The sequence below is a fragment of the Phaeobacter porticola genome (assembly GCF_001888185.1).
Lineage (GTDB): Bacteria > Pseudomonadota > Alphaproteobacteria > Rhodobacterales > Rhodobacteraceae > Phaeobacter > Phaeobacter porticola.
In genome coordinates this window covers 249,461-268,236 of record NZ_CP016364.1, presented here as the reverse complement: position 1 = coordinate 268,236, position 18,776 = coordinate 249,461, and the positions used below count along the sequence as shown (strand labels likewise).

Annotated in this window: 19 protein-coding genes; all 19 read right to left on the bottom strand. The window is 59.1% G+C overall.

Going from position 1 to position 18,776, the window contains the following annotated elements; all coding sequences use genetic code 11:
* Nucleotides 1-2: 2 nt before the first annotated feature.
* A complete protein-coding gene (locus PhaeoP97_RS01195; protein WP_072503521.1) occupies nt 3-1,145 on the bottom strand; it encodes a collagen-like domain-containing protein in 1,143 nt (380 codons plus the stop codon).
* A gap of 1 nt (nt 1,146) precedes the next feature.
* Nucleotides 1,147-1,605: a tail fiber assembly protein gene (locus PhaeoP97_RS01190; RefSeq protein WP_072503520.1), complete on the bottom strand. Its 459-nt coding sequence runs from the start codon at nt 1,603-1,605 to the stop codon at nt 1,147-1,149.
* A complete protein-coding gene (locus PhaeoP97_RS01185; protein WP_072503519.1) occupies nt 1,602-4,643 on the bottom strand; it encodes a phage tail tip fiber protein in 3,042 nt (1,013 codons plus the stop codon). Before PhaeoP97_RS01185 ends, PhaeoP97_RS01190 begins: the two co-directional genes overlap by 4 nt.
* On the bottom strand, nt 4,640-5,059 hold the full coding sequence (locus tag PhaeoP97_RS01180; protein WP_083570292.1) for a DUF6950 family protein: 420 nt from the start codon (nt 5,057-5,059) through the stop codon (nt 4,640-4,642). Before PhaeoP97_RS01180 ends, PhaeoP97_RS01185 begins: the two co-directional genes overlap by 4 nt.
* A 34-nt stretch (nt 5,060-5,093) precedes the next feature.
* A complete protein-coding gene (locus tag PhaeoP97_RS01175) occupies nt 5,094-5,678 on the bottom strand; it encodes a hypothetical protein (protein ID WP_072503518.1) in 585 nt (194 codons plus the stop codon).
* Entirely contained in the window at nt 5,675-6,334 is a 660-nt protein-coding gene (locus PhaeoP97_RS01170) for a hypothetical protein (RefSeq protein ID WP_072503517.1), read from the bottom strand. Before PhaeoP97_RS01170 ends, PhaeoP97_RS01175 begins: the two co-directional genes overlap by 4 nt.
* Entirely contained in the window at nt 6,331-8,946 is a 2,616-nt protein-coding gene (locus PhaeoP97_RS01165) for a phage tail tape measure protein (RefSeq protein ID WP_072503516.1), read from the bottom strand. The genes PhaeoP97_RS01170 and PhaeoP97_RS01165 overlap by 4 nt, the downstream gene beginning before the upstream one ends.
* Before the next feature lies 1 nt (nt 8,947).
* Nucleotides 8,948-9,172 (bottom strand): hypothetical protein, encoded by a 225-nt coding sequence (locus PhaeoP97_RS01160; RefSeq protein ID WP_072503515.1) that lies wholly within the window; start codon nt 9,170-9,172, stop codon nt 8,948-8,950.
* Nucleotides 9,173-9,261: 89 nt separating this feature from the next.
* Complete coding sequence (locus PhaeoP97_RS01155; RefSeq protein WP_072503514.1) at nt 9,262-9,612, bottom strand: hypothetical protein; 351 nt, start codon at nt 9,610-9,612, stop codon at nt 9,262-9,264.
* 7 nt (nt 9,613-9,619) lie between these two features.
* The gene (locus PhaeoP97_RS01150) at nt 9,620-10,045 is read right to left on the bottom strand and encodes a phage tail protein (protein ID WP_072503513.1); all 426 of its coding nucleotides are present in this window, start codon (nt 10,043-10,045) and stop codon (nt 9,620-9,622) included.
* A gap of 50 nt (nt 10,046-10,095) precedes the next feature.
* Nucleotides 10,096-10,509 (bottom strand): hypothetical protein, encoded by a 414-nt coding sequence (locus PhaeoP97_RS01145; RefSeq protein WP_072503512.1) that lies wholly within the window; start codon nt 10,507-10,509, stop codon nt 10,096-10,098.
* Nucleotides 10,506-10,829 (bottom strand): head-tail joining protein, encoded by a 324-nt coding sequence (locus tag PhaeoP97_RS01140; protein WP_072503511.1) that lies wholly within the window; start codon nt 10,827-10,829, stop codon nt 10,506-10,508. Before PhaeoP97_RS01140 ends, PhaeoP97_RS01145 begins: the two co-directional genes overlap by 4 nt.
* A 4-nt stretch (nt 10,830-10,833) precedes the next feature.
* Nucleotides 10,834-11,166, bottom strand: a complete 333-nt coding sequence (locus PhaeoP97_RS01135; protein ID WP_072503510.1) for a DUF2190 family protein — start codon at nt 11,164-11,166, stop codon at nt 10,834-10,836.
* Nucleotides 11,167-11,258: 92 nt separating this feature from the next.
* A complete protein-coding gene (locus tag PhaeoP97_RS01130; RefSeq protein ID WP_072503509.1) occupies nt 11,259-13,346 on the bottom strand; it encodes a head maturation protease, ClpP-related in 2,088 nt (695 codons plus the stop codon).
* A complete protein-coding gene (locus PhaeoP97_RS01125) occupies nt 13,333-14,802 on the bottom strand; it encodes a phage portal protein (protein WP_072503508.1) in 1,470 nt (489 codons plus the stop codon). The genes PhaeoP97_RS01130 and PhaeoP97_RS01125 overlap by 14 nt, the downstream gene beginning before the upstream one ends.
* Entirely contained in the window at nt 14,802-14,999 is a 198-nt protein-coding gene (locus tag PhaeoP97_RS01120; RefSeq protein WP_123619071.1) for a phage head-tail joining protein, read from the bottom strand. The genes PhaeoP97_RS01125 and PhaeoP97_RS01120 overlap by 1 nt, the downstream gene beginning before the upstream one ends.
* Before the next feature lie 5 nt (nt 15,000-15,004).
* Nucleotides 15,005-17,158 carry a terminase gpA endonuclease subunit gene (locus PhaeoP97_RS01115; RefSeq protein ID WP_072503506.1) on the bottom strand — a complete coding sequence of 718 codons (2,154 nt, stop codon included), beginning with the start codon at nt 17,156-17,158 and terminating at the stop codon, nt 15,005-15,007.
* A gap of 3 nt (nt 17,159-17,161) precedes the next feature.
* Nucleotides 17,162-17,815, bottom strand: a complete 654-nt coding sequence (locus PhaeoP97_RS01110) for a hypothetical protein (protein WP_072503505.1) — start codon at nt 17,813-17,815, stop codon at nt 17,162-17,164.
* 129 nt (nt 17,816-17,944) lie between these two features.
* Entirely contained in the window at nt 17,945-18,658 is a 714-nt protein-coding gene (locus PhaeoP97_RS01105) for a hypothetical protein (protein WP_083570415.1), read from the bottom strand.
* Nucleotides 18,659-18,776 lie beyond the last annotated feature (118 nt).

The window sequence follows — 18,776 nt, the reverse complement described above, 5'->3', positions numbered from 1 at the left end:
CTTTAGATGTCCAAATTCAAGAGGGCGCGCACCTTGTGCTGTTGCAAAAGGCGCACGATTTCAGCGTTGTCAGAGAGAACTTGCGCCGATTGAGTTGCAGAGGCGGCAGCGGCTTGTGCCTCGGCCCCTGCGGCTTCAGAAGCGATACGGGCAGTCTCAGCGGCAGCGCGGTCGGCGCTGGCAGCGTCAGCCTGCGCGCGCGCCAGTGAGACGGTCTGATCTGAAAGAAAGTCGTGGTAGTCCTCCAAGGTGCCGACACCACCACGGGACTGCCGCCAGACCTCAAAGACGCTTGGCCCGGTGAGGCCCGTATCGCCCTTGTCGCCCTGCACCCCTTGGATGCCCTGCACACCTTGCGGCCCAACTGGACCAACCGGTCCCACCTCGCCCTGAGGGCCACGGGGGCCTTGAATACCCTGTTGGCCCACCGGCCCCTCAGGGCCGCGCAGGGGACCTGCGTTGTCCCACTCGGCGTTGATATCGTCCCAGACCCAGATATCGCCCTGCACAGACCAGGCATCGCCCGCTGTGCCCGATCCGGGCAGAGCCGCAACATCGGCCAGCGTGCCCTTGATGTTCAGACCTGCGCCGGTGTCGCCTTTGTCACCCTGCACACCCTGTTCGCCTTGCTCACCTTGGATACCCTGTTCGCCCCGGATGCCCTGCTCGCCACGTTCCCCTTGCACCCCTTGCTCACCTTGGATGCCGCGCTCGCCCTGGACGCCTTGCGGCCCCTGAATCCCTTGTTCGCCGCGTATGGCCTGCAAGAAGTCATCCACCGTCCCTGCGTTGCCCTGATCAAGCCAGAGCTGATATGCAGTGGCGCTGAAGGTGGAAAACACCGTTTTCCATGTTGCCCGCGTTGCGTTCAGCTCTTCAATCAGCCGGTCAAAGTACCCAATCAGTCGGATACTGAGGCCATGCGTCGGGATAATGGCATAGCCCAATCCACCGCCTTGGCCCTCAATCGGTTCGACAAGACGCAGCTCAGTCGCGCTGACCACTGCGTCAATTTCGACCAATCCGGGCACGCCCTCGATCACTATCGCCCAGCCGGATTTTTGCTCGATCCAATTGGTGCCGGTGCCCTGAATGGTGTTGCTGCCCTGGGCGATTTCGACCGTGCCCGTGCGATACCACGTCATGCTATTGTCCTTTCTCGGGAGGTTGCGGCCATGTGACGTTTCCGACGTCGGTGATGGTGGCGGTAAGATCGCGGAGCGCCTTGCGGTATTTGCGCCAGGCACGCCGGTATGCCCGACGTGATCCCCAGACCTTCAGATCAATCGGAACGTCCGGCATCTGCGTGAAATCACTCGCCGCCAACAGCTTGTTGCGGCGCTGCCTGATCGCGACCATTTCAGCGTGCAGATCCAGTGGCGGGGTGAAAGGCACCAACTGGCCCTGATGCACACGCACCCGCGAAAGATCCCGAAGGGAGGTCAATTCGGCCTCCCCGGCGAGATCCAGAGCAAGGGTTTTTTCCCCCGGCTCCAGCTGCCCCCCGATCGCTTCAGCGGGGCAGACAGTGATTTGCCTGATTTCGCCGGTGTCTTTGCAGTAGATCGCAAAGCGCTTGGGCTTTTTGTGGCGGTTCTCGCTCATCTCTGCCTCTGAAAAATGATCATGTCACACCGCCGGACCACCCGCCCCTCTGGATAGACGGATATGTACCGGGTGATGCCAGGATTGATGGTTGTTGTGACGACTTCGGTGCCATCGGCGGCAGCGACCTCACCATCGCCGGTGCTGCCGTCACCAACTGAGGACAGAAGATTATTTTTCCCGCCTGCGGTTTGCTCTTTGTAGATCTTCACGCCCGCAAACCGCGCGGCAGAACCGCTGTCATCCTGACAATCATAGAGCACCTGGATGATCAGCGTGATTGGCTCATCATGGATGTTCCTGATCTGGATCCGCTTGTAGCCGGTGCCGCCCGTAGCCTCGTAAAAGGTGGTGGCTGCGTTTTCTGCGATCTGCCGGGTGTCAACCGCCTTGCCCTTGATGTGCAGGGTGTCAACGGCGAGGGCCTTGATCTTTGCGCTGGAGATAGACGCGTTTCGGATCACCGCATCACGGATGTAGACCTTGCCGCCTGAAATCAGGAAAGGCGACACGGCCCCTCCGCCTGAGCTGCTGGCCACGACAAAGCGGTCTGCCTGCACCGTGAAGGTGGTGGAGACGGATCCGTTGATCAACTCCGACACCAGACCAAAGCCGGTCACGACGCCGTTGTTGTTGACCTGGACGCCGTATGTGCCTTTGACCCCATCGACCGAGGATTGCACCTGGTTGACGGTCGTGGTCAGGTTATCAAGGGTACTGGTGACCGAGGTTGTCGCCGCCGAAATAGCCGAGTTGGTCTGAGCGATGGTGTAGTAGTCAGCGTTCAGCGTGGCGGAGACCCCTGCGATTTCACTTCGCAAAGATGTACGCGCTGCCGAGATCGCAGAATTGACCTGCGCGATCGTGTAATAGCTGGTCGACAGAGAGGCGGAGACGCCATCAATTTCGGCGGTCAAAGACGTCCGCAGCATCGCGAGTGCGGAATCCTGCATTGCCGCAGTAATGTAGTTCTGCACCAGATCAGCGCGGACCCCATCCATCTCCGACGAAAGCGCCTCTGTCTTCTCATTCACCTCCCCCTCAATTCGGGCGGTTTCCAAGAAACCGGAAACCCGGTTTTCCAGATCCACCTGCGCCAACTTTTCCAGCGCGTAGGTCATGTTGCCATTGAAGTCGTTCAGCGCTGAGACGGCCACGCCATCCACGTACTGCCACACCTCTTCTGACAGATCGTCCGGCCCGAGCCGAACATCATTGGTGTTGACCTCATACCAGGCCGACCAATCAACATTGACCTCATCAGCAACCCGCAGACTCACAAAGTAGGTGTGCCCCGGCAGGATGCCCTGAGTGATCAGAAAGGTGTCGCCAACATCCATGGCAACGCCGTCAGCAATACGGGTGCCCGCAAAGTCGAACACCCGCCATTCGATCCCCTCGACAATGGGGATCTGCGAGACCTCGATTGCAGCCCGGCGCGGGTTGCCGTCACTATCCAAGATATCGACGGGGGCAACGCGGACGCCGTTCAGAATGAACAACACCGGCGGCGTCAGTTGGGTCACCCCGTCCGGCACTGGCAATTCATCATCAGTTGACCAACTGTGGTCAGCCGGGTCGACCTCGCGCACCTCAACCGAGGCCAACAGATCGTGCGGGTGGATTACCTTTTTCTCGATCGAGAAATGCTTGCCGTCATATTGGTTGTGCTCAGAGGTCCACGAAACCACCGACAAGGGCGAGAGATGCGCGAAATCCGGGGGGAGTGTGAAGCTGTGCAGCACATCGCGCTGCGCATCCTCAATATAGGCTTTCCCCACCCGCTGCACCTGAAGCGGGAAGGGACACGCCGACAAGGAAAGATCCTCTGACAGCCGCCGCCCCTCGTGCTGCGCCTCCAGCTCAGGGCGCAAGATACGCTCCGCCTCACTGACTTCCCACGCAATGGCCGGGTTCGGATACTTCAGCGTCAGACTGTTCATGCTGTCTGCCAAGCCCGCAAACGGCGTCAGAGACATCGGCGCATCAACAATCAGATCATCATCCGTCAGGAACGCAGACGGCACCTGAGGCGCGCCCATGCGCACGTACCATGTGCCTCCCTCTTCAGCGAGATCGCCGGTGCAGGCGTCCATGAACCGCTCCAGAACCTCAGCCGGTTCTGTCTCAGCGATTTTGATTTCAAAGCCACCACGGAACTGCGGCTCTTCATTTTCATCTTTGGTGGCGATCAGCCGATCGGCCTCATTCATGGCAGCGGACCAAACCGACAGCGGAAGGTCTGCAAGACTGGCCTCGCCGCCCCAGCGGGTGCCATCGGGAAATTCAAACCCACGAAGGACGGAATATGCCAACAGTGCGAGATTATCAAACTGCATCACCTCGCCGACGCGGGGGTCGAGAAGCGGCAAGCCGCGCAGACCGAAGCGCATGCGGGGGAGGCCCGAGAAGACCTTAGCGTCGTGCGTGAATTCAACGATCACATAACAGCGCCCACGACCGACCATTTCAGCGGTCCACGGAAAGTCGGGATCAGTGCCGTAGTTCCGCTGCATCATGACGGGGGCTTTGGTTTGCGACCCGTCAAAATAGGTAACGGTCACCAGCCCTTTGAAGCTGTCCGGTTTGGAGGTGACGGTTTTGCCGTGCTTGATTTTGCCGTCCAGCTTCAGTTTCTCGCCATTGACAAACACATCCTCCAGCGAGTGTCCGGGCATGCCAGCCAGATCAATCACATAGGTTAGCACCTTGAGGCGGTCACCGCGCGAAAGAGGCGGGCAAACCCATGTGCCGGCAGTGCCGTAATAGCCGAGAATAAAGCTTTCAGAATTGGTGCCGCCGGTTAGGGTCACCTCTGTCTGAATGCCAGAATTCTGCCCTTGCGCTTTTCGCAACTTGGATTTGGCAATCATGCTCATGGCCGAGCCGATCGCGAGTTGCAGCAACGCCGAGCCGACAACACCAAGCGTGCCCACGAAAGCGGCAACGGCCTGGAAGGCGGCGATTACTGGCGCGGCGTCAGCAGGCCCTGACGACGCCAGCAGATACACCAAGGCCGCAAACAACAGGTTTTTCATATACGAAACCCTTTCAGACCAGCTTCCAAGGAAACGCGGCCAAGCCCGTTCCTTTGCAGAACGAATATTGATGGCCCCTGCACAACGCCGAGGGCATCCTCCCCCCCCTCCCCTTCGACCAAGGCGAGATCCCCGACACCGGCTTTGAGTGGCGGGATTTCTTCAAAATGACGGATCACCAAGGCAGTGAGATCCGCCACCCCCTCAGAGCGCAACAAGGCCATGCCTTCTGCGACTGTGCGATAGCGGCCGGCATATTCTGCGGCGAGATCTGCGCCGGTCATTGCCTTCACAGCACCGGCGGCAAACAAGGCGCAATCATGCGCCCCTGGCCGAAATTTCTGCCGGGAGACCGAAGCCAAAAAGCCGCAAAGATTTGAACGCCATTGGCTATGGCGCTTAATTGATTGGGTCATTCCCGCCTCAATTTTTCAGATTGTGGAGTTTCAGTTAATCCCGATGCCGCCACCGGCCCCAGAAGACAGGAACGGCACCGGATACATCCGCATATTGAAAGAACTTGTCGTCTTCGCGTTTGGACTGTGCGGCCTGCGATTTGAGTACAGGCGCTTTGCGAGTCAATAAACGGGCATTGGAGACCAGATTCAGCTTCACCAGCGCATCCCCGCCAGCCGCCCCGATTTCCTCAGGTGCCCCATCAATGACGCCGCTGAACACTCTGTGTAAGCCGAGCTGTGCGCCGGTCTCCGGATCAAACACAACCACGTAGATCTGGACACGTGCGAAGCGCACATCACGCGCACGCACCAATGCGCGCACCTCCGGAGAAAAGGCCGCAAGGTCCAGGCCATAGTTCTGGATCACCAACCCAGCCTCAGAGGTGAAGGCTTTGAGCTGCTGGATGCTGCCCGCGCCGTAGAACGCGCGGATCTCGCCATCGATCTCAAATTGCTGATGATCCCGGCCATCCCAGATGCCAAGCGGCTTTGGGTCGCCGGTCAGATGTTCTTTCGCTTCAACCCACATCAAGACACGGTTGTGTTGATCCCTGCGTTGGGAAACTGGCCAGCTCATCGGTACGTCTGTCTCCACTTGAATTCAAAGCCGCCGTCGTAACCCGGCAGTCTTTCGATAGGGGTATAGGAATCGGGCACGTAAGAGGCTTTGCAGACAGGACTGCGCAGCGTGACGACCTGCCCGACTTCCAGGCCAATCGGCAAGAACGGCAAAACCCGAAGCTCGCACTTTGGTGTATTGCCTGCGAAAGTCCCGCCGCGCTGGATACGCGCCAGGAAATGCCGGACGGGATCCGCGCCATACTCGATCGACAACAGATCACCGGCGCGCAGTTCAAATCCTGCCGGGAGACCGCGCAGAACCAACTTGCGGCGATCCCCCAGGTCGAAGGAATGCACGGTTGCGATACTGTTGCCCTGAAGCGTGCCCAGCTTGTCAGACTGCGGCCCTCTGCGCTTTGGGTCGCTGACCAGAAAACGTGCGCCGCCATGGCGGATCTCATCCATGAGGGCTTTAATTTCGTCCTGCGCGTCATGGCGATTGAGTGTTACCGCCGCCTTGCCCTGCCATAGCACGTCGCGGCGGCTGGCCCTGAGAACTTCGCCGCTGCCGGTGCCGGTCCCAGTCTGATCATCGGGCAAATCAAAGGTGATCGCCCGAAGGCGCAATTTGTTCCAGAACTCTGACAGCGCGAGGGGTGGTTGATTGCTCATGTGTAGCGATCCCTTGGTCTGTGGTTGATCTGCTGGACCTTCTGCGGCAAGGCGAGATCCGCGTTTTCAGCCGCGCGTGAAATCTTCTGATCCGTCTGCAAACCGATCTCCGCGACGATCTTGCCGTCATCGCTCAGCCGCATGGCGGATTGGGACAGGCGGACAACCACCTCTTGCGTTTGCACTTTGGAAAGATCAGAGGACGCCGAGGCCCCCGCCGCTTTGCCTGCAGCAGTCACCATCATGCGCGAAAGATCGTGGGGGATAACCCGCGCGCCACTGGGCAGATTGATCAGCTCGCCACCTTCCTCAAAGACCTGCGCGATACCTCCGGGGTGGTTCATGGTGCCAGACGCATAGGAGGGAACTTTGAAGATCGACCCCAGAAGCGATCCAAAGATCTTGCCGCCGCCGCCCCCGAAACTGAACAGGCTCATCATCAGCCGCTGAATGCCGCTGGCAATGAGATCCTGCGCCATCCGCTGGAATACGCCCCGCATGGCATCGCCAAGGCTCTTGCCCTGAACGATTGCGCCTGCAAGTGAATCGGAAAATCCTTTGACCTTTTCTTTTAGGTACTTGAACGGCTCACTGAGCTTTTCCTTGATGGACTTGCCGCTCTTTCCCTTGCCAGCACCACCGCCGCCGCCGTTACCAAGCTTATCCAGCTCCTGCTGTAGCCGGGTCGTGGCCTCCGACGTGCTGTCAATATCCCCCTCGGTTTCCTGCATCGCCTCGCGCAACGCATCGATGCTGGTCAACGGCGCTGTAGCCATATTAAGGAGAACATCGCTTGCGGCGCGGGCAGCAGCCGCGCTGGTGTCGATGCCAGATGCAACAGCTTCGAGACGATCCGCCCGACCGCCAAAGTCGCTCGTTCCCTGCGCCGCGTCATAGGCATCCTGCGCCGCCTGACCCATGCCCGCAGCCTTACCGGCAAACGGATTGTCGACACCCCCGAGATTGACCTCCCCCACCAGTCCGACCGACAGAGACCCGCCGCCAGCCCATGACGGCAGCTTTGCAAGGGCGCTGTTCAGACCAGATATGAACTTGTTGATGCGGCTCACCACCGCATTAATCATCTCCTCGACACCATCAATGACCGAGTTTGCGGCCTGAAACATGAAATCGCCAAGGGCCTGGGGGATGCCCTGAAATGCGGTCTTGAAGGCTTCAGCAGCGCCAATGCCGGAATCAACAATGGCCTCGGCAGCATTGGTGACGGTTCGAATAATACCTGCCCAGATCCGCACAGAGCGGGCCTGAAGGTCAAAGAACCCAGCCCGCAGCCGGTCCACAGCGGCCAAGCCCGCAAGGCCGATCCGGTTGAATACCTCTTTCGCAACATTCCACAGAAGGGACAGCGCTGTTCCCAGACCACCAGACCGTTGAACCAAATGCGTGAATTGGTCGACCAGCAGTCCTGCGGCCACCACGAGGGCACCGATGCCAGTGGCGACAAGTGCGCTCCGCAGGGCAATCAGCGCCCGCGACAAACTCTTGACGGCAACCCCCGCGACAGCGGCGGCACGGGACTTGGCCCCCAGAGCCATTTCCAGAGCGAGGGCCTGACGGGTTGCAGCGACAGCGGAGGCGACAAACTTTGCCCCAATCGCAACAACCAGTTTGATCCCGAAGGCTGCGGCAACAGCACCCGCGACAGCGGCAATGGTTCTGAGGCTGACGCCCAAGGCTGAAGCCCCAGCCACTAGAGCCGCGAAACCACCAACCACAGCAACAACTGGTCCCGCGATCGCTGACAGCGCTAATGTGACCCCACCGATTGCAAGAGCCAATGGTCCTGCGACAGCCAGGAATGCCACGAACCCCGCAAGGGCCTGACGAACAGAAGGCGACAGATCACGGAACCATTTGGACGCGTTCACAACCGCATTTGTGATGCGCTCCAAGACGGGAGCCAGCGCCGCCATGGACTGCAACAAGACACCCCTCAGGGTCTTGGAAAGACGCGAGAGGTTATCATTGAAGTTCTCGGCAGACTTGCCAGTCTTCTGATCGACAACCAGACCCAATTCGCGGGCCTCTTTCAGCATGCCCTGCAGACCTTCCCGACCTCCGTTGAGCATTGGGATCAGGTTAGCTCCCGCGCGCCCGAACAGCTCAAATGCCAGCGCTGTTTTCTTGGCCCCGTCAGGCATGGCCGCAAGACGTTCTGCCGCATCTGCCATCACTTCAGATGTTGGACGCAGCTTGCCATTGGTATCAGAAAAGCTGATCCCAAGATCCCGGAACAGAGCGGAGGTTCTTTTGCCGCCCGCAAATGCGTCCTGCATGTTCCGCGACAGGCGAACCAAACCGTTGTCCAGATCAGATGCACTGACTGCGGACATATCAGCGGCATGGCGGAGCGCAGATAGCTCTTCAATCGGCACACCAAGCCGTTGCGCACTTTTGGACAGCTCATCAGCAGCATTGAGCTGATTGCGCACTGCCGCCAGCACACCAGCAGAAACAACAGAAAGGCCAACCCCGATCTTGGAGATAGCCTTTCCGAACCGCTTCACGCGGCTTTCACTTGATTTCAGACCTTTGTCGAACCCACGGGCATCCAGCCCGAGGGTCGCTTTGAGACGACCCACCAGAGACATTTCACGTGTTCCTTTGTGTTAGGAATTCTTTCCAGGTCATCACCGGGTGACCCCGCGCGGCAGCATCAATTGCACCCGGCAGAGCTTCAGGCGGCTGCGTCCGATCTTCACCGCGCAGGTCGTCGCAGTATTTCTGTAGGTCTTTGCCGTCCATGCGAGATCCGGCAAACATGGCCTCAGCCAGCGCGGCCTGCTGATGCGCTCGACGGCGGGCCGCCGAACGCATCTCTTCAACATAAAGGCGCGGGGTAATCTGCCAGAACCGATCAGGATCAAGACCGGCATCAAGCCAATCATGCCGGAGCGAAGAGACCCCTACCCCGTCGCTCCGGCCGGTTTTCCCGGCGCGGACTCTGCCACGTCCTCATCCGTCTCAGGCTCCGGTAGTGCCCGCTGAAGCATTGCGCGGATTTTGTCAGCATGCTTGGCAATGAACGCTTGCGCCTCTGCCAGTGTGGCGTCCGGGTGGTGCTTGGCCATTGCCGACCACACCAGTCGGCGCAGCGTCGCAAACCCGGCATCGTCACCGCGCATTTCTTCGATTGCAGAAAACGCTTCTTGGCTCTGTAACGCCTCAAACCGCTCAAGTGCTGCCATATCAAGGCACAGGGTTTTGACGCGCCCACGCACGCGCCCGCTCACTTCACCTCGTGTATAGTCAGCCATATACCCTTCACCCTTCGATCTTGGCTTGAATGAGGATACTCAGGGCAGCCATCTGGACACCCTTGGGGCCAATCCCTTTCGGGGTGTAGCCTTTGACGTAGCCTGCAAAGACTTTCGGGGTGGCTGCAGCGCCGCCAGTCTTCAATTCCAGCTGCATCGGCTCGCCGGTGTCTTCCAACCCCGATAACAACACTTCTGAAGCGCTCCCCTCAACGTGGTGCATATCGACAGTCCAAACCGCCACCGGGCGCATCCCTGGAATGGCCTCCTCGGTATCGTTTGGGCTGTCCAGATGTGTCACATCCAATTCCGGACGGGATTGGTCGGGAAAATCAAAAGTCTCGATCCCGGCCAGTTTGGTCCATGCGACAGGATCGCCGACGCCTACGCGTACAGATGACCCCTTGCCGCGAATTGCTCCGCTGCTTGACATATCATTCTTCTCCTATGTCGGATTTCCCGCCTGTGCGGGCATGTGCTGGCCTACAGAACTGCGGGCCAGTAGGTGAAAGAGAACATCATCGAGAGAGTGGAAACGGGTTTCTCCCCGGCGGTGTCCTCCTGATAGGTCGCCTCCTGAAAGCTCAGCTCATGTGCTTCATCTTCCAAGGCCGACAACAACAGCGCCTTGATCGCCGCTGCATCTTCGAATGCCAGACTTTCGAGATCCCCATCTGATCGCTTCAGCGCGATCACAACCGTGGTCACCGCCTCACCGCTGGTTAGGGTATCTTTGTCATCGTCTGTCCAGCGAGGCACCCCGACACCGAATGCGGGTAGGGAATCCTCAGTGATGCGCTTGTCCCATATTCCAAACTGGCGGAACCCGGCAAAGCGCGGGTCAGCTGTTATCGTTGCGCGCGCGGTCGAAAGGGTCTCAGCGATCTTTGTTGTCATGGCTCAAGCTCCAGTTCATAGACCACCATGCGATCTGCTGACGGTGACGGACTTGGCTCGCCGCTCTTGACCACAAAACGCGCACCGGGTGCGATGGACGGCTCTACCAAGTCGCCAAACTCAAGGCGGATAGTCTGAGGCACCTTCAGGGTTGGGCTCATGATCAGAACCGGAAACCCATCATCGCCAGCCACCTCAATTGGATCGCGACGAAACACACCTTGTATAGTACCAACAACACCGTTTGCGCGTGTGATCTGAACCGGATCACCAAACAGCTCATTCAGCAATCCGGCCATGCCATCGAAAAAATGGCTCATTGGTTTAGCGGATCACGCCGTCCAGAAGGACCAAACCGCTGTCAGACGGGTTCGCCGCGTCCAGAACAGCCGCGCCAATCAAGGTGTTTCCGCCCACTGTGGTCGTGCATTTGGCGTCGGCGGTGATCCAGTAGATCTTTGCGCCCTGCGCCCATGCCTGGGCCGACACTTTCGGCAGAGTGAAACAGCCCTTGCGGACGATTTCGACCTCTTCACCAGCCAAGGCATCATGCTGGGCAATACCGATCAGAGCGCCAACCTTGACGAGGCCCCCAGATTTCACATCTGCCGGGGCAATGACGGGGAGATGATCACCGGGCTTTACATAGTTTTTCATGACAAACCTTCCTTTGTCAGTGTTGCAAACGACGAAGGGCGGCACCTGCCGCCCTTTCGTCCCATTAGTTCATGTTAAGAAAACTGCCCGACTTACTGACCGGGAACCTTCACGATGCCGCGGAACTCTGACGGAGCCGCACCGAAGATGTGACGCGCTGTCATCGTCACCTTGTCAGGGTTCATACCCTCAACGGTGCGAACCGTTGGGGCTTGATGCCCTTCCAGATAGGCCACAGCAATCGGCGGCAGATCCGACGATGCGACATACCAATTCTTGTCGGAACCACCCTGTGCAACGGAACCGATATGCGGTGCAACAACCGGCGTCAGCGTGGCCCGCCAGGGGTTGGCATCAGCCATTTTTGCCGGGGTCACGTCAGCGATAAATTTGCCTGCATCTGTTTCCAGCGCCGGGGGAACAATCAGAAGATCAGGCTCGATCATCAGGAAGTCCTCAGCGCCATCCGCAGAACCAAAGGCTTTCTGTTCCCACATCAGCTTGCGGGCTTTGCCAACGCTCTCAGCACCAATAGAACCTGCCGGAGCAATGTTCTTATGCTTGGCATGGAAGAGCGCGGTTTTATCAGATTTCAGCACCGCATTGGAGCGCAGCAGCGCCCAGACCATGGACGCTTCCATGAGCCGTGCGGCCATCGCAAAATCAGTGGGAATGCGATTGAACGCGCCCATGTCATCATTCATGACCGCTTCAAAGGTCAGGTTGATGGTCCGGCCACGGCGCTCGACCTTCAGGCCCTCCGCCTCATCTGCAAGGGTGGCCTCTTCATATTCGCCGTTCTCGCGGACTTTCTTGAGCTGGAAATCCCCGCCGAAGCGCGCCGCATGCAGTTCGCGGAAATCGCTGGCCTGCATCGGCGTGCCGGTCAGAACCTGCCAATTTGCAGTGCGCCGCTCATAGGCCGCAATCAGGCTGCGGTTCATTACTTCAGTGGTGATATAGGCAAAGTCGCTAACGCCATGCGCGCCGCCCATCATTGTGGTGGAGCGCATACCGCGCTGAACCTGCGCGAATGTATCGAAGCTGGAGCCGCCGCCCAGCTCCATTGCAAGCCCCCGCACCCGCATCCCACGGAACTGCTCACCCGGCCCGGTATAGTCGGACATCAGCGCCTGGATCATGCCTTCCATGCGGGTTTCGGCTTCATCCTGACGTGCGCCAATCGGTGCGGCCGGCACAACGCGATCAGGCGTTGCCGCCATAAGGGTCATGAAACGTGCCCCTGCGGCTTCCACCGTGAGGCCCTGATCAATGACAGTGTCGATCTGCATCTGCGCCAACTGCCCGGATTCGCGATACGGTGCTGCCATCGTGCGGATAGCGGTCTGACGCTGGCGCTCTGCCTGCACAGCCAGTTCAATTTCGGGCGTGTTGGTCATGGTGGTCTCAGGCGCGGCACCTTCAGGCGGCGTGACCGAGGGCGTTGGATTGGGGGTCTGCTGATTGGTATCGTTCGGCATCTCTTGAGCCTCCTGTGAAGCGGTCATACTGACCTGTGGTTTCGCACCGGGCTTGCCGCCCAATGCGCGAAAATGCTGCATGGCCATGAGATACTGGCGATGGTGGCGGGCCATTTCGGTTTGCACCGCTGCCAATGCCTCATCCTCTGGCACGTCTGATTTTGAGCTGCCGATAAGGGCATCGGCAAAGCCGGTTTCCACCGCCTTCGCTGCATTCAGGTAGGTCTCGGCGGTCATCATCGCCTTGACCTCATTGCTCGACCGCCCCGATCGAGCCGCGTAGACATCGGCATAGGTGCTGGCGAGGGTGCGAAGCCGCTCCGCCTCTGCCTCGTGCGCCTCTGCCGTGCCCCAGCATCCACCCGACGGATCGTGGATCATGATGAACGAACCGGCGGACATTTCGATCTGGTCAGCCCCCATGATCAGCAGAGAGGCCGCGCTCGCGGCCATGCCGTTGACCAAAACAGTGACCTTGCCCGAATGGGCTTCGAACGCGGCCCGCGTTGCCTCCCCCTCAAAGGGGTCGCCACCATTGGAGTTAACCCGCACTGTCACGTCGCCGGAGAAGGACGAAAGCGCATCACGCACCATCCGACTGGAGAAATACCCAGGCCCCATCCATTCGCAGGTCTCATGGTCGTGGATGTAACCTTCCAGAACGATTTCACCGTTCAGGATCAAATCATTGCCGTTCATCTTCCTCATCCTCTTCGATGGTTTCGTCCTCTGGGGGGCGCTGGTTTCTGTTGGCCGGAGCCGCTGGGGTGCCGCCGCGATTGGCGTCTTCCTCCCGTTCGCGCGCAATCACGTCGGGGTCGTATCCAAGTTCCCGCTGTTTTCGCTGCAGGCTTGTCAATCCGGCTTCGATCTCATCGACAGCCGCGCCGATCTCTTTTGCCGGGTCGATCATCGGGCGTTTCGGGGCTGTCCAGTCGATCGACTTTGGAACCGGCGCGAGACCCTTGGAGGCTTCCACCAGACGCCAGCCATCCCGCGTCCAACGCGAGACCCCCATGCAGAATTGCGTAATGATGATCGCGCGCTGCCAGATCTCGACAAAGCGATCCATCTCAATGCGCCCCATCTTGCCGGAGCTGAAATTCACCCCGCGCAGATCCCCGAAGCTCTCATAGCTCAGGCCCAACCCCACCGCGATGGTTCGGATCGCCTGGTTCATGAACTCCTGGTAGCCATCGACCTTTGGTGGTTCTGAGGGCGTGACTTCCTGCCCTTCTGCCAGCCCTACAATCGCCCCCGGTTCCAAATGGCTCAGCTGCGCACCGGCGTATGTTTTTCCGTCAGCACCAGACTTGACGAAAAACGCCAGCAGAGATCCGATCTTCTGCTTGAGGATCTGCGAATCCTGATAGTCACTGATCTCACCAAGGGTGGTCATGACCGGCGCAAGCCACGGAATGCCGCGCATCTGACCTGGGCGCTCAATCCGGCGGATGTGCAAGATCTGCTCCGCAGGCACGCGCGTGCTGGTCATCTTGCGACGCCGCCGCCATCCGACCTCGCCCGGATGCTGGTCAAAAAGATGGTAGGCGACCGCCTTCCCGGTAGGCCCGTACTCGATCCCTTCGATCACATCGTTATTGCCGTTGCTGGTTATGCTTTCATCAAGGTGATCCACCTCCATGAGCTGAACCTGAAACGGCAATTTCAGATTTGGGTCAAACAGTGTGTTGCGCATGCGGCGGCGCACAAGGATTTCGCCATCGGTGAAAACCGTATTCATCACCAGAGTCTGAAGGCCGAGGATGTCGCTGACGCCATACGTGTCGATTGCAGACGTTAGAAGGTGATCTTGGACCACTTCCATCGCCTCACTTGCGCGGTCTTCTTGCCCCTGTTCCATACGGACGGAAGGGCGGATGCCGGTGCCAACGACATTGCCGGAAGTCACATCCCGGCCACGCACCGCAAGGGCGCGGTTTCGCATAAAATCCCGGCTTAGGTTGCGCAGGCGGGAGCGGCTGCCAAGCGCTGCACTGTCGGCAGATGTGCCCGGTGATTTCCACCCATATGTGCGCCGCCCCTTTGATGCCGCGTCATAGTTCATCAGAGTGTGGGCCGCACTCCGCGCCTTGACACGCGCCAACCCCCGTTCCGGGCTGATTGCCAGCACCGCTTTATCAAGCCAGCGCATCAGTAACCCCGTCCCGTTGTCGTGTAGGAGACGGTCATCTCGTTTCCGCCACCAGAGATGGTGCCCTCAATATCTCGGATGCGCCGGCGCATTTCCGAGCCGCTGGTGAAGGTGACTTTTTCGCCCGCCAACTCCACGGACAGGACACCCTTGGCATAGGCATCCTTCAGTTTCTGCAATTGATCTTGCGAGTACATGCCCATCATCTCCTTAGAAAACTGACGAATTGCTGCGCGGGTGGTTCTTTCTCGCGCGCAGGCTCTGCGGCCTCGCCCTCATCGACGGACAGCGCGACCGCGAACTCGTTTTGAATACCGCCTAGCGCCCACTCCGGCGGTGCTGCCCAGTCGATGCGCAACAGGCCCTTGTGCTCCGCACCGGCGCGCGCCTGGACGGAAAGGTCGATCGCCTCGTTTCGGACTTGGCCGGGCTTCTTTTCCCAACCGTCCGAGGTGCGCTGTTCCGCGACAAACTCTTGTAAGAGTGCGGTGTTTTCCCGCATCCAGCTTGGCAACAGGAACGGCCCCGCACCCCCGGTTGCGCGCTTCAGCGAGACAGCCAAGGTATCCTTGAGACGGTCTGTGGCCATTGTCAGGATGCGAATAGAGCGCGCGGCCTTACCGCCGCTGCCCCGTTCCGGCTCTGCATACTTGATGCGGAATGGAACCTTGAATTTGCCCTCACCTCGCGACACGCGCCAGATATGCCCTTCGTCCTCCTTGCGGCGGCGCTTCAGGAATTTCTCTGCGTTGTCACTGACGCCGGGTTCACCGTGGAAATCCACGATGCAGTGAACTGGCTTCAGGCCGTAATCCTCGCCCTCGATCGGCACCACCTTTTGCGCCAACCCATCCAGGACCTTCCAGTCCTCGGAGTATCGCGCAGGCTCCAACCGGCGGATCTCATCGCCGCTGCCACGGTTGGGGGCATCTACGGGCGGTTGTGTCAGGTCAAACCGATCGACAACCTGAGCCTTTCCCTCTTCTCCAAATGCAGTGATCTGCACCGGGAAGTAAGATCCCTGAACGTCAACGGTGATCACGATAAAGCGGGTCCACGATGGGGCCACGCCACGCTCTGCCTCGCGCAGGTTATCCTTGAGGAACTGGACAGTCAGCTCGCCCTCTTTCTTGTCGACCTTCCTGTGATAGGGGACGCCCACGTCGGTGTAATAGTAGCGGGCAAGGGCAACCTCATCGCCGAGCCTCGCGAGGGCATTCTCTGCAACCAGACGCCTTGAAATCAACTCCGACCATTTAGCAAAGGTCGCCGCTGCCCCGTTCAATGCCCAGGATGCAATCTCGGATCCACGAATGCGGCTGTCATTCAACGGCACCAGGCCGCTACCGTCTTCGGTCTCATGGAGCCAACCGCCGCGACCCGCCAAGGCGGCGCGGTTTAATTCGGTCTTGTGCTGAGGTCCGACGTACCCACCACAATGCGGGCAAACCATCACAGCTGTCTCGCCTGCTGCTATCGGCGGTAGAGTTTTGTCATATTCCAACCGCTCTACGGTAGGTTCGTACAGCTCTTGGCAGTCACGGCATTCCCAATACCAGCGACCGCGCGTGCCCTCATTGTAGAGCAACACAATCCCATGTTTGACCGGCGGCAGCTCATGTGGGTGCTGCTCAGTAGCCTCCCAATCTTCATCTGTAACGGGCCACGCCGGGGTGCTTTCCGCGAAAACAAATCCGCGACTGAGGAACGTTTTAACCCGCTGTTTCGCCATGTCGAAAGACGAACCCTCCGGCGCGTCCTTTCGGACGCCAAGCTCAGGCGGGAAATGGTCATAGTCGGTCAGAGCAACCAGCTTGTACTTTGCCGAGGACAGCCACTGCGGCGTCGGATACCCAAGCATCAACCGCATCCCCAGGAAACGCTTACGGCTGAAGGTGTCATCATCGCGACCCTTGCCGAGCCGCTTATAGACCTCTGGGCTGTTGTGGATGACCGGGTTCAAGGATTCTTCAACCCACCGATCCCGGCTGGGCCTATCCATGTGCATCACCAACGTCGGCGACGGATCGCAGATGACCGGATGCAGCGCCGCAGTGATCAAAGCCATGGTCTTGCCGGACTGCGATGGCCCGACAAACGCGCCGCCCTTGTAGAGGCGTGATTGGATCGTGTTGGCAGGCTCGACCATGTAGGGCGTGACGTCAGGGTCGTAGTTCTGCCAGACCCCGCGCGCCTCCACCCGAACATTCTGCTGGGCACACTCGATCGGCGTGATGCGGCTGGGAGCGTCCAGGATCGGCAGGCAATCCGCCAGCACTTCACCCGCTTTGGTATGCGGCGGCAGTGGGGGCAGATCCATGATCTGTCCCAGCGCATGATCTCGATTTTCCAGCATGGCTTATTCCGCGAGGGTGTCGCGGTCTCCAAAGTCAATGACGTCGGCGGTCTGATATCCCTGCCGTTCCAATTGCAGCCGCAATTCATCCAGCAGGCCATCGGCATAGGTCTGGGCTTTGTCCGCTTGGCGAGGACTGAGACTGAATTCCTGTTCCAGCCAGTCCGGCATATTGGTGATGGTTCGCCGAACCGTACCGAGTAGCTTTTCCATGACGCCCTGAACATCACCGCGCTTGATCAGATCCCCGCGCTGCAACGCTGCCTTATCGCGCAGGATCACGGCCTCTGACCATTCACGCACCTCTTTTGCCGAGAGCGCGTTATCAGCTGCGGCCTCATCATCTTCACCGACAAACAGCATGGCCTTTTGCGCTGCACTGCTGGCCTTCGCCTTTACAGCCGCTTGATCCTTACCCTCACGCCATTTGCGCCAGGCGTAGCAATGAGAAAACCGCAGCTCGTAGGAGCGACCATTTCCGCCGGGATTCTCGACCGGCATTCCGGCATCGATCCACTTGTTAACCGTTACCGTGCTGGTGTTCATGGCCTTGGCCATCAGCTGGATGTTGTAAACCTCATCCTCAATCCCGCTGGGCAACGGGTAGCGTGAAAGATCAATCACCTCCCCGCTGTCCAACGTGATCAATTCCGTCATCGGTTCACCTTCCTCCGCTCAAACATCAACAAGAACCACAACCCAAAGCATTGAAAAACAACAAACACTTGAATGGATCGGGGTGCGAATTACCCGCGTGCAGCCAATCCCCAGGAAGGACCCAAGGGCCTATCGGCGGGTGGACATCGCTTTTTTGAATGCGCGCCTGAAGTGCATCGGGAACTGGCTTTCAAACACCTGCTCAGCACCATCATGGAAGCCAAGCCGTTTCGAATAGCTCGGCAGGCTGTCCAGAAAGTGGGCGATCTTCACAATTTTTTCCCGCTTCCCCCTACCCGTGCGCTTGTAAATACCGGGCGAGAGCTTCGAACTCTTTTGCGGTACGAAATATGCGGCGCGCGATGGGTTGCGGGCCGCGCTGTCTTTGGTGGCGTTGGCCTTGTACCCGGTTTCGCTCCACCCCTTGATGGCCGAGATCGCTTGATTGCGCTGGCCCGGTGCCCAGTTGCCGAAGCGGTTGCGCTTGGCACCAGCCGCCGGGGCGATTGCGGCCAAGAAACCGTCATAGGCCAGCGAGGATGAAAGCATCCGCTCCAGACCAGTTTTTGGCCTGCGCCCGCCGCGTTCCTGCACCTTCAGATAGTGCTTGCTGCCTACCGATGGCCGCTCCTGGACCTTGGCGACCAGGTTTGATTTTTTGGCCCGCCAAACATGGAATGCGTTCTTTGTGAACCGCGTCGGTTCATCAAAGACGACTTCCATCCGGTGCTGGATATGCTCCAACACGTCCTGTGCCGTGTCATTCAAGGCCCACGCCGTTGCCATCGGCAATTGCTTGCGCTGGATTTCATCAGATCCCTTGATGAAATCGCCGGTGTCCATGTGCAAACTCATATCAAGCCCGGACATCGACACCCCCCAAAAGCAAAAGCGCCCGCCGGTTCCCCGTGGGCGCATTTCGTGATGATGTACTATTCATGCCTCGCAGATGAGGTAAGGG

Excerpts from the sequence above, each read along its gene's own strand:
- PhaeoP97_RS01195 (WP_072503521.1), bottom strand. The coding sequence starts at position 1,145 with ATGACGTGGTATCGCACGGGCACGGTCGAAATCGCCCAGGGCAGCAAC.
- PhaeoP97_RS01190 (WP_072503520.1), bottom strand. The coding sequence starts at position 1,605 with ATGAGCGAGAACCGCCACAAAAAGCCCAAGCGCTTTGCGATCTACTGC.
- PhaeoP97_RS01185 (WP_072503519.1), bottom strand. The coding sequence starts at position 4,643 with ATGAAAAACCTGTTGTTTGCGGCCTTGGTGTATCTGCTGGCGTCGTCA.
- PhaeoP97_RS01180 (WP_083570292.1), bottom strand. The coding sequence starts at position 5,059 with ATGACCCAATCAATTAAGCGCCATAGCCAATGGCGTTCAAATCTTTGC.
- PhaeoP97_RS01175 (WP_072503518.1), bottom strand. The coding sequence starts at position 5,678 with ATGAGCTGGCCAGTTTCCCAACGCAGGGATCAACACAACCGTGTCTTG.
- PhaeoP97_RS01170 (WP_072503517.1), bottom strand. The coding sequence starts at position 6,334 with ATGAGCAATCAACCACCCCTCGCGCTGTCAGAGTTCTGGAACAAATTG.
- PhaeoP97_RS01165 (WP_072503516.1), bottom strand. The coding sequence starts at position 8,946 with ATGTCTCTGGTGGGTCGTCTCAAAGCGACCCTCGGGCTGGATGCCCGT.
- PhaeoP97_RS01160 (WP_072503515.1), bottom strand. The coding sequence starts at position 9,172 with ATGCGTTCGGCGGCCCGCCGTCGAGCGCATCAGCAGGCCGCGCTGGCT.
- PhaeoP97_RS01155 (WP_072503514.1), bottom strand. The coding sequence starts at position 9,612 with ATGGCTGACTATACACGAGGTGAAGTGAGCGGGCGCGTGCGTGGGCGC.
- PhaeoP97_RS01150 (WP_072503513.1), bottom strand. The coding sequence starts at position 10,045 with ATGTCAAGCAGCGGAGCAATTCGCGGCAAGGGGTCATCTGTACGCGTA.
- PhaeoP97_RS01145 (WP_072503512.1), bottom strand. The coding sequence starts at position 10,509 with ATGACAACAAAGATCGCTGAGACCCTTTCGACCGCGCGCGCAACGATA.
- PhaeoP97_RS01140 (WP_072503511.1), bottom strand. The coding sequence starts at position 10,829 with ATGAGCCATTTTTTCGATGGCATGGCCGGATTGCTGAATGAGCTGTTT.
- PhaeoP97_RS01135 (WP_072503510.1), bottom strand. The coding sequence starts at position 11,166 with ATGAAAAACTATGTAAAGCCCGGTGATCATCTCCCCGTCATTGCCCCG.
- PhaeoP97_RS01130 (WP_072503509.1), bottom strand. The coding sequence starts at position 13,346 with ATGAACGGCAATGATTTGATCCTGAACGGTGAAATCGTTCTGGAAGGT.
- PhaeoP97_RS01125 (WP_072503508.1), bottom strand. The coding sequence starts at position 14,802 with ATGCGCTGGCTTGATAAAGCGGTGCTGGCAATCAGCCCGGAACGGGGG.
- PhaeoP97_RS01120 (WP_123619071.1), bottom strand. The coding sequence starts at position 14,999 with ATGTACTCGCAAGATCAATTGCAGAAACTGAAGGATGCCTATGCCAAG.
- PhaeoP97_RS01115 (WP_072503506.1), bottom strand. The coding sequence starts at position 17,158 with ATGCTGGAAAATCGAGATCATGCGCTGGGACAGATCATGGATCTGCCC.
- PhaeoP97_RS01110 (WP_072503505.1), bottom strand. The coding sequence starts at position 17,815 with ATGACGGAATTGATCACGTTGGACAGCGGGGAGGTGATTGATCTTTCA.
- PhaeoP97_RS01105 (WP_083570415.1), bottom strand. The coding sequence starts at position 18,658 with ATGGACACCGGCGATTTCATCAAGGGATCTGATGAAATCCAGCGCAAG.